This is a genomic window from Calyptranema fuscum S582 (assembly GCF_055793305.1).
Window position 1 is genome coordinate 1 of the sequence record NZ_JBSLYH010000111.1, and the last position, 4418, is coordinate 4418.

At 46.8% G+C, this 4418-nt stretch carries 3 protein-coding genes and 1 pseudogene; 2 read left to right on the forward strand and 2 right to left on the reverse strand.

What is annotated here, in order from left to right:
• Both ACR6Z4_RS32005 and ACR6Z4_RS32010 read right to left on the reverse strand, forming a co-directional pair.
• Window positions 1-471 (reverse strand): annotated as a pseudogene (locus ACR6Z4_RS32005) (toll/interleukin-1 receptor domain-containing protein); the annotation flags it as partial.
• A gap of 305 nt (window positions 472-776) precedes the next feature.
• Window positions 777-1271 (reverse strand): TIR domain-containing protein, encoded by a 495-nt coding sequence (locus ACR6Z4_RS32010; RefSeq protein ID WP_479721365.1) that lies wholly within the window; start codon window positions 1269-1271, stop codon window positions 777-779.
• A 210-nt stretch (window positions 1272-1481) separates the two neighbouring features.
• Between ACR6Z4_RS32010 and ACR6Z4_RS32015 the strand changes: the two genes are divergently transcribed.
• Window positions 1482-4133, forward strand: coding sequence for a heat shock protein Hsp90 family protein (locus tag ACR6Z4_RS32015; RefSeq protein WP_479721366.1), 2652 nt, complete (start codon window positions 1482-1484; stop codon window positions 4131-4133).
• Complete coding sequence (locus tag ACR6Z4_RS32020; RefSeq protein WP_479721367.1) at window positions 4123-4389, forward strand: element excision factor XisH family protein; 267 nt, start codon at window positions 4123-4125, stop codon at window positions 4387-4389. Before ACR6Z4_RS32015 ends, ACR6Z4_RS32020 begins: the two co-directional genes overlap by 11 nt.
• Window positions 4390-4418: the final 29 nt, after the last annotated feature.

Sequence of the window (4418 nt, forward strand, 5' to 3'; positions counted from 1 at the left end):
AAACAATCTGGCAGAAAGCTGATCAAATAGCTGTAATGCCGCTTGTGAGGCTTCATTTCTTCGATAGCTTACAAAGACCCGACGTTGGCGTGGCAGTAGCCCAGCACACTCCAGCAGGGCTGTTGCAATCCTTTGAGATCCATCTTGATATGACAAGCAATTGAGCGATCGAAGAACTACAGGAATTTCATCCTGCACCCTTGTCTTATCAGAAACTATAGGAATAATGGGGATATTTTTATCCAATAGAGTTTTCAGGTGATTCTGTGAAGCGTCCTGTCCCCCAAAAAATATGGCAGAGGTAGATATCTTCTGTTGCAGTTGCAAATCTTGAGGGTTAATTACCCAAGCGACATCGTGCCCAAGCTTTAAGCCAAAGGCTTGCACCATGTCTGCAATGGTTTGCTCTAACTCAGTAATCTGATCCGCAGGTGGATCACCAAGAAAGACTAACTGATACAAGTACGTCAATTTTCCCTCCCACAGCACCTATTTTGTACTTCACATCCTTGGCTTACTCTAGCGTTGCTTACACAAGATGAACAGACAAATCTGAATACATTAATGAGAAAGGCTCACATCCTATAGCTTAGGATAGTCGTCGTCACCATAAAAAATTCTTTATAAAGGCTTTGCAAGAGAGAACTTTGCTCATCTGAAAGCTTTACTAATGCATCAATATCAACTTTACCATTGAAGTAGATCAATCACATTTCCGTAATTTAAGAGCAGGAGATCGGCTAACTAAGCCTTATCTCTAAAAATGCAGTTCTAAATTACTTACCTGCAGTTCTTGCAGCTTCTTCAATCCACTTACCAAGGTTAGTGTATCCATCGTCATCAAGCCAGTCGTATACTGGGAACATTTTTAGCGTTTTAATTAGCGGCTTTGACATATAAATGTCTTGATTAAACTGTTCGATGGTGAAATCCTCAAAAGGATTCATCCCCTTTAAATCAATTTCTCCTTTTGGATCTCGAACATTATTAATATGTATTCCTAGCATTCCATTACGAAGCTCTAAGCTTTTTTGAATTTCGTATTTAACCCATCGACGTTGAGCTGTTTCAGAACCAATTAAAACTACAGTAACTGCTGAATTTGCTAAGGCATTATCAATAAGACGCTTTATTTTTTTCTCATCTTTCTCTTTTTGCCATAAGGAGCTATCTTCATAATTAGAAACTTTTGAAATAAAGCAGTTACGAAGAACATTAATCCGCCAGATATCACGTTGATAGTGAAAGCTGAAGAAGACTCTTTTAGGCATAGGTGGATTTCTGTTGACGGCAAATCAGTATTATTCTGGCAAATTTCCTAAGAATTGTGTTAAAGAAGGTTATTTCAGCTTTATTAACGCTAGCTGTAGGGTGAATAGCAAATTGCTTTATTGGCTGAAAACTTAGAAGTTTTGTTAGAATCCTGGGCAACCTAATACATAAGCGTATTTACTTAGAAACCCAGCCATCTTCTTACCTCTATGCCCAGAAAACCAGCCCAAACCAATGCCAGTGCTCAGCCCAATGGCAATACACCTGAGCCCAGCGAGTTTCAGATTGATTTGCAGGGGTTGATCAAACTACTAGCGAAGAACCTGTATGCCGAAGCGGATGTGTTTGTGCGGGAGATGCTGCAAAATGCCCATGACTCAGTGAAGCGCAGGCGAGAGTTGCAGGGAGAAGGAGCACCCGAAGGGGTGATTCGAGTCAAGGTGGATCGCGAAGCGGCGACGATCAGCTTTACGGACAACGGGGCAGGGATGACAGAGCAGGAGGTAAAGGATTACCTCTCGACGATTGGGCGTAGTGGAACCGATGCCTTCCGACAAGAGTTAACGCAGAAGGGACGACAAGCGGAAGTGACAGTGATCGGACAATTTGGCATTGGGTTACTGTCAGCGTTTATCGTCGCGGATCGCGTAGTGGTGGAAACCCTGTCCTGGCAGCCCGATAGTCCACCCTGGCTTTGGGAAAGTAGCGGGGAGAAGACCTACGACCTCAACCCTGGAGAACGCAAAGATGCAGGGTCTTCAGTTACGCTCTACATCAACGATCAGTATCGAGATATGTTGCTGGTAGAGGAACTCCGCAAAGCTATTCGCAAGTATGCCGACTTTTTGCCCGTCAGTATTTACCTGAATGACGACGAGGGCCCAACCAACACAGTGAATGCGCCCTGGCACAAGCACTACGACAATCCCAGAGATGAAGTGCTAGATATGGCGATGTTTGTGGCGAAGCGATTTCCCGATAATCCTCTGTCTACGATTCCGATTCACCTGGGTAAGCCTTACAAGGTCGATGGGGTGTTGTATGTATCCGATAATCGCATTCCCGATGTAAATACCAGCGGCTTTGTGGATGTCTACCAGTCCCGGATGTTTGTCATGGAGGCAAACCGGGATATGTTGCCATCCTGGGCAAAGTTTGTGCGGGGCATTATTGACTCTCCAGCACTGACTTTGACGGCTTCCCGCGATGCGGTGCAGCAGGATGCAATTCAAAAGGAGATTAAAGAGCAACTGGGGCATGAGGTCATCAGACACCTGACGCAGCTCTCTAAGAATGACCCCACCCGATTTCAACAACTTTGCGATTGGCACCACTACCACATGAAAGGCATGGCGCTGCGGGATGATAACTTCTTCCGTGCGGTTGCTGATTTGATCCCCTTTGAAACTAACCAGGGCCCGATGAGCCTCAGCACCTATTTTGAGGCCGCAAAAAGCCAGGGACAATCGGGAACCGATCTGCTCTATTTTGATGAGCGCGGCAGTGCCACACAGTTTTATATGCTCTGCGATGCGCGGGGTTTGCTGGTGGTAGATGCCAGCCAGGTGTTTGAGGATGATTTTTTAGAGCGGTATGGCAGGCTGCATCCCGAAATTAAGCTGCGGCAACTCAACATTGGCGAGTCAAATGTCATTTTTGAGGCACTTAACCCTGAGGAGCAGAAGGAGTTTCGCTCATTGGAGCAGGAATTCACACGCGGGATGCCCGATCGCCGCAGTGTGGCTAAAGCAGTAAGATTTAAGCCAGAGTCAATTCCAGCCTTGAGTGTATTGTCGGCGGCGGCCAAAAATCGGCAGAAACTTCAGCAGGCAGGGGATAACGTTGCGCTGCCCGAAGAGGTGCGGAAGCTGGTTAAGGATGTGTTGCAGGGAGAGCGATCGGTTCCGGTGACGCTGTACCTAAATGCGGATAATCCCACTGTGCAGCAACTCGCCAAAATGTCGCCATCAGAGGACAAGATTGATGCTTGCATGGCGATCTACAACAACTCCATCATGCTGATCAATCAGGTGTTGACGGCTGGCAATGCGGAGGTTATTTTCAAAAGCTTTAGCCGGGTGATCGATCGTATGATTACCCAGACCGATCGCGCTCAAAAGCTAGAGGGGCAAGTCACCAAACTCAGGCTCCAGATCGACGACAAGGATCAGGAACTACGGGCACAGATTGCGGCTCAAAACGATAGTCAGACAGAGCATATTAGCTGTTTTGTCGCCATGCCGTTTGATGACAAGTTTAAGCCTTTGCTAGAAGCCTTGAAATGGGTGCTGGAGGACAAACCCTATGGCTGGGAAGTTATTCGTGCCGATAGCAAACTGTTGGGGCTGACTATTTCTGCCAATGTAGAAGCACACATTGCCCGCAGTCATTGCTACCTGGCGGATATTAGTGATAAAAACCCCAATGTGTTTTTGGAAATTGGAGCAATGGGGCACTATAAAGGTCGTCCGTTGATTTATTTGTGTCGAGAAGATGCCCAGGAGGAAATTGCTGCGGATCTCCAGGGGAAACTTTATCACCCCTATTCCCAGTGGGATCTAGAGAAGCCAGATATTGAGGCACTTGCCCAGCAACTCCGCAGTGAATTGGAACGCCGCTCAGATCTAGCCGCACTCAAGCATTCAGCAACAAAAACGTTTCTGTCTGCCAATGTATTGGTGCGTAACAACCAGTGCGATCGCCCCCTTGCTGAAAAAATCAGTAAAACCTTCAAAACCGTCGAGGCCTTCCTAGCAGCCTCCTCTGAGGACATTGCTACGACGCTAAACTTGACCCGTAATGCCGAAAAGGGTGCGATCGCCGATGCTCAAGATTTCTTGAAAAGGCACTTTGATCTGTGAGAAAAAACCGCGGGGCAAATCGCCCATTGCCGAGCTAGAGCAAGCCATTGGTCAATATATGCTGTATCAGCTTCTATTGGCGCGGGTCGATCCAGAGCGACAGTTGTATCTGGCGGTAACCGATACCGTGTATGACGAGCTATTTCGAGAGCCGATCGGTGAACTGGTGCTGCAAGACTTACCGTTGAATGTGTTGGTTGTAGATGTCAAAACGGTTGAGGGCAAACAATGGATACCCCCACTCTCAGAGAAATAGTGAAGCAGGTGATCAGCCTGCCGTATAAA

Excerpts from the sequence above, each read along its gene's own strand:
- ACR6Z4_RS32010 (WP_479721365.1), bottom strand. The coding sequence starts at position 1,271 with ATGCCTAAAAGAGTCTTCTTCAGCTTTCACTATCAACGTGATATCTGG.
- ACR6Z4_RS32015 (WP_479721366.1), top strand. The coding sequence starts at position 1,482 with ATGCCCAGAAAACCAGCCCAAACCAATGCCAGTGCTCAGCCCAATGGC.